General features: G+C 61.4%; 4 protein-coding genes. 1 reads left to right on the top strand and 3 read right to left on the bottom strand.

Translation table 11 applies throughout. The features are described from left to right. Positions 1-179: 179 nt before the first annotated feature. The 3 genes from ABI_RS13395 to ABI_RS13385 all read right to left on the bottom strand — a co-directional run bounded on the left by ABI_RS13395 (position 180) and on the right by ABI_RS13385 (position 3,856). Complete coding sequence (locus tag ABI_RS13395) at positions 180-1,085, bottom strand: response regulator (RefSeq protein WP_050808294.1); 906 nt, start codon at positions 1,083-1,085, stop codon at positions 180-182. A 115-nt stretch (positions 1,086-1,200) separates the two neighbouring features. Beyond that, the gene (locus ABI_RS13390; RefSeq protein WP_040309253.1) at positions 1,201-2,490 is read right to left on the bottom strand and encodes an adenylosuccinate synthase; all 1,290 of its coding nucleotides are present in this window, start codon (positions 2,488-2,490) and stop codon (positions 1,201-1,203) included. Positions 2,491-2,671: 181 nt separating this feature from the next. After that, positions 2,672-3,856 carry a phosphoserine transaminase gene (locus ABI_RS13385; protein WP_040309252.1) on the bottom strand — a complete coding sequence of 395 codons (1,185 nt, stop codon included), beginning with the start codon at positions 3,854-3,856 and terminating at the stop codon, positions 2,672-2,674. Between the two features lie 178 nt (positions 3,857-4,034). Between ABI_RS13385 and ABI_RS23730 the strand changes: the two genes are divergently transcribed. After that, entirely contained in the window at positions 4,035-4,502 is a 468-nt protein-coding gene (locus ABI_RS23730; protein ID WP_006273545.1) for a DUF4148 domain-containing protein, read from the top strand. Positions 4,503-4,679: the final 177 nt, after the last annotated feature.

Below are 4,679 nucleotides of genomic sequence, written 5' to 3'. Positions count from 1 at the left end.
AGAAGGTTGGAACCGCGAATGAACGCGAATAAGCGCGAATATTCCTGGTAACCTGAACTTTCCGCGGCCCGAACTTTGCGCAGATTGATGTTTTCGGGAGTGCCTTCGGGCCCTCTTTCTTATTCGCGTCTATTCGCGGTTCGACACTTTGGGCTGTGTCTCGCCTCGAAATGGCAGACCTACGCCGCCGCGCCGGTGTGCTTGTCCAGATCCAGTTCCGTCGACAACCGCCTGGCGGCGGCCATTTCGGCCTCCTGGTCGGCCATGCCCTTGGCAAACAGATCGTGTGCCCACTGATTGCCGCTGGCCTTGTTCATGCCAAGCGCCTTGATCATGGCTTCGACCTGAACTGTCAGCCGCGCCTTGGTCAGAACCCGCAGCTTCAGATCACCGATGATGGCCGTCACCGCTGCCAGAAACTTGGTTTCCTTGATCGACTTGGCCGCCGGCACAATCACCGCCATCTGCTGCATGACCGTGCGCATCATGGTTTCGCCGTCGTCGTCGAAAAGTTCCAGTGACGCTTTCAGCAAACGCACGGCCTCTTCAACGGCGATTCGCCCCGATCCGTCCTTTTCCGATTTGCGCTTCTTGGCACCCTTGTAGTCGCCGGTGTTGAAGCGGCGGCGGTCCGGCCCGACATAGGAGAGGACCTCCACCCAGTCGCGCGTCTTGAACAGCACGTTTTCCAGCCGGGTCATCAGATCCTGCCAGGCGAAGGGTTTCATCAGCATTTCGTGGACGCCGGCATTACGCGCCTCGCTCAACTGCGCCGGGGTGACCCCGGCCTTGACCATGATAACCGGCGTCTTGCGGCAAGCCAGGTCGCTGCGGCGCAGGGCCTTGACGAATTCGATACCGTCGACCCGGCTGGCCTTGTATTCGATGAGTATCAACTGGGGGTTGAGACTGCGCGCCATCGCCATGGCGCGGTTGTCGTCGGTTTCGATGACGATGTTGTCAGCCCCGATACTCCGCAGCATATCCGCCAGCATCCGGGCATAGGCCGTATTCTCCTCAAGGATGAGGACACGGCTCAAATGCATACGAAGCTTGGCTTGAAGGCGGGGATCCAGGGCGAACATGCAACTCTTTCGGCTCTACGCATAAAGAGTCTAGCCGAAACTGGTAAACATCCGTTTTCGGAACAGGGTAAAAAGACGGTGAATCCCTTTACAACAAAGGGAACACCGTTCTCAATCAATCCTGGAACGGATCGCGCATCAGGATGGTATCGTCGCGCTCGGGGCTGGTCGACAGCAGGGCCACCGGCGCGCCGATCAGTTCCTCGATGCGGCGGACATATTTGACGGCATTGCCCGGCAGATCCTTCCACGACCGCGCACCCTGGGTGCTGTCGCTCCAGCCCGGCAGTTCTTCATAGACCGGCTCGATACCCTGCTGCGCCTTGAAACCGGCCGGCAGATAATCCAGCACTTTGTCGCCGACCTTGTAGCCGACGCAGACCTTGATGGTTTCGATGCCGTCCAGGATGTCGAGCTTGGTCAGGGCTATGCCGTCGATGCCGTTGATGGCAATCGACTGGCGCGCCAGGACGGCGTCCAGCCAGCCGACGCGACGGGCACGACCGGTGACGGTGCCAAATTCGTGGCCGCGTGTGGCGATGCCCTGACCGATCTCATCGAACAACTCGGTCGGGAAGGGGCCCGAACCGACGCGGGTGGTGTAGGCCTTGAGAATTCCCAGAACATAGCCGACTGACTTGGGACCCAGGCCAGAACCGGCGGCGGCCTGGCCGGCGACGGTGTTGGACGAGGTCACGAACGGATAGGTGCCATGGTCGATGTCGAGCAGCGCGCCTTGCGCCCCCTCAAACAGGATGCGCTTGCCTTCCTGACGCGCCTTGTCGAGCACGTACCAGACGGGACGGGCGAAGGGCAGCAGGCGCGGCGCTATCTCTTTCAACTGATCGGTCAGGGCAGCGACGTCGACATCAGGGAGGCCCAGGCCCTGACGCAAGGCATTGTGGTGGGTCAGCAGGCGGTCGATCTTGCCGGACAGGGCGTCCAGATCTTCCAGATCGGCAACGCGGATGGCGCGGCGGCCGACCTTGTCTTCGTAGGCCGGGCCGATGCCGCGGCCGGTGGTGCCGATCTTGCCGGCGCCGGCGGCGGCTTCGCGGGCGATGTCCAGTTCGCTGTGGATCGGCAGGATGAGGCAGGCATTGTCGGCGATGTTGAGCAGGTCAGGTGTGATGCTCAGGCCCTGGGCTTCGACCTTGGCGATTTCGCTGAACAGCGCCCACGGATCGACGACGACGCCGTTACCGATGATGGAATGTTTGCCCTGGACGACGCCGGAGGGCAGCAGGCTCAGCTTATAGACCTTGCCATCGACGACCAGGGTATGGCCGGCATTGTGGCCGCCCTGGAAACGTACAACAACGTCGGCGCGGTTCGACAGCCAGTCGACTAGCTTGCCCTTGCCTTCATCGCCCCACTGGGCTCCGATCACCGTTACATTCGCCAAGGGAAGACTCCGTTCTTCATTCGGGCGCAACCATGGCCCGGTCAACAAACGGTGCGACCCTATAGAGCAGGAATCGGCCCTTGTAACCCCTTAAAAGCGCAATCCGATAAAGTGGTTGCCACTTTTCGGATAAATTGCGCGCCAAAGAAAGTGTTTTAATCTGATAAAACACTACGGAGGTTCAAGCGGGCGCTTTATCGTCCGATGTCAGAGCTTCCAGCGCATGGGCGTAGGCCCATTCCAGCCACGGCAAAAGGGCGTCGATATCATCGGCTTCGACGGTGCAGCCGCACCAGATACGCAGGCCCGGCGGTGCTGCGCGATAGCCGGTGACGTCGAAGGCCACGCCCTCGACCTCCAGCAATGAGCCGATTTTTGTCGCCAGTTTCGCTTGGAACTCGGCCGATCGCGCGGTAACGTCGGGCGCCACGAATTTGAGGCAGGCCGACGTGGTGGAACGCTGGGCTTCGACCTCGGCGACGAAATCGATCCAGTCGGTGGCCTCGACCCATTCGCGCAGGGTTTCGAAATTGCGGTTGCAGCGGTTGATCAGCCCTTCCAGACCGCCTTCCAGCGACGCCCAGCGCAAGGCGTCGAGATAGTCCTCGACGACCAGGAAGGAGAAGGTGTTGATGGCATCGCCGCCGAGGATGTTCGGATCGGCCTTGTCGCCTTTTTTCAGGCGCAGGACCTTGGGGATGGGCCGGCCGGAATCGAAGGTGTTGAGGCGTTCGACGGCGCGCGGCGACAGGACAAGAATACCGATCCCGGCTTCTCCGCCCAGAGCCTTCTGAAACGAAAAGGTGGCGACATCCAGGTCAGCCCACGGCAACTCCATGCAGAAGGCCGCCGAGGTGGCGTCGCACAGGACCAGGCCCTCATGGCCCTTCAGAAATTCGCCATCGCTCAGGCAAACGCCCGAAGTGGTGCCGTTCCACGGAAAGACCAGGTCGGCGGTGGGGTCTATCTTCGTCAAATCCGGCAGGCGGCCATAAGGTGCGCTCAGAACCTCGGCATCCAGTTTCAGGTGGTTGGTGGCGTCGTCGGCCCACAATTGGCCAAAGCTTTCAAAGGCCAGGAGTTGCACCTTGCGTGGCCCCAACAGGTTCCACATGGCGGCCTCGAAGGCGCCTGTGTCGGAGCCCGGCGTCATGAACACCTGGTATTCGGCGGGGATCTGCAGGATGGAACGTGTCAGTTCCAGGGCCTGATTGATGCGGCCCACGGTGACCTTGGAGCGATTCGAACGGCCGACCGGTGCGCCCGACAGGGCCTGCACGCTCCAGCCGGGACGCTTGCACGTCGGACCGGAGGAAAACCATGGCCGTTCGGGGGCGCGGGCGGGCTTGGTGGCAGGCAGGGGCATGTTCGAAGCTCCTTAAAATATATGGCGCGGTCATGCGCCAAAAGCCCCGTCGGGTCAATCATCACCTGAACCGAAAATGAACCGCACCGTTCAGGTTGGGCTCAGTTCCAGCATGTCATTATGGCCTCATCGCTGAAGGACAGCGACCGATACGAAACCCTGAGCAAGGAGAAAGACCATGAAGACCCGCAATACCCTGATCGCCCTGGCCGTCGCCGCCTCCGCCCTGACCGGCATGGCCGCCCCGGCATTTGCCGACACCGGCGCTACGGTTTCGGTTGGCTACCGTGACAGCAATGAGCGCGGCTACCGCGAGAATGAGCGTGGCTACCGCGATAATGAACGTGGCGGCCGTTGGGATGATCACCGCGGTGGTGGCCGCTGGGACGACCGCGCCGAGAACCGCATCGAAAACCGGATCGACCAGATTCGCCATCGCATCGACCAGGGCCGCCGCAACGGCCAGATCAGCCGCCGCGAAGGTGAACGCCTGCAATACCGCCTGCGCGACATCGTGTCGCTGAAGCGCTCGTACGAACGTTCCGGCCGCGGCCTGAACCGCCAGGAAGTGGCAACCCTTGAGTATCGTCTGGATAACCTGTCCGGCCAGGTTCGCTCGGAGCGTCACGACGTCAACCGCTGGTAATCCTCCTCCCTTACCAGTTGGCCAAGGGCCGGAACGGTCGGCTGCCCCGTAAACCCGACCGTTCCTGTCCCCCATGGACCCGGAGTCTGCACCTCACCGCAGGCTCCGGGTCTTTTTTATCTTTTTATACCTCCCCGCGCTTGCGCTAAGGTATGCACACATCTTTGCGGAATAGAG

The organism is Asticcacaulis biprosthecium C19 (assembly GCF_000204015.1).
GTDB classification, from domain to species: Bacteria; Pseudomonadota; Alphaproteobacteria; order Caulobacterales; family Caulobacteraceae; genus Asticcacaulis; species Asticcacaulis biprosthecius.
Note: the sequence above shows the minus strand (reverse complement) of the source record. Positions and strands in the feature narration are given on the sequence as shown.

Excerpts from the sequence above, each read along its gene's own strand:
- ABI_RS13395 (WP_050808294.1), bottom strand. The coding sequence starts at position 1,085 with ATGTTCGCCCTGGATCCCCGCCTTCAAGCCAAGCTTCGTATGCATTTG.
- ABI_RS13385 (WP_040309252.1), bottom strand. The coding sequence starts at position 3,856 with ATGCCCCTGCCTGCCACCAAGCCCGCCCGCGCCCCCGAACGGCCATGG.
- ABI_RS23730 (WP_006273545.1), top strand. The coding sequence starts at position 4,035 with ATGAAGACCCGCAATACCCTGATCGCCCTGGCCGTCGCCGCCTCCGCC.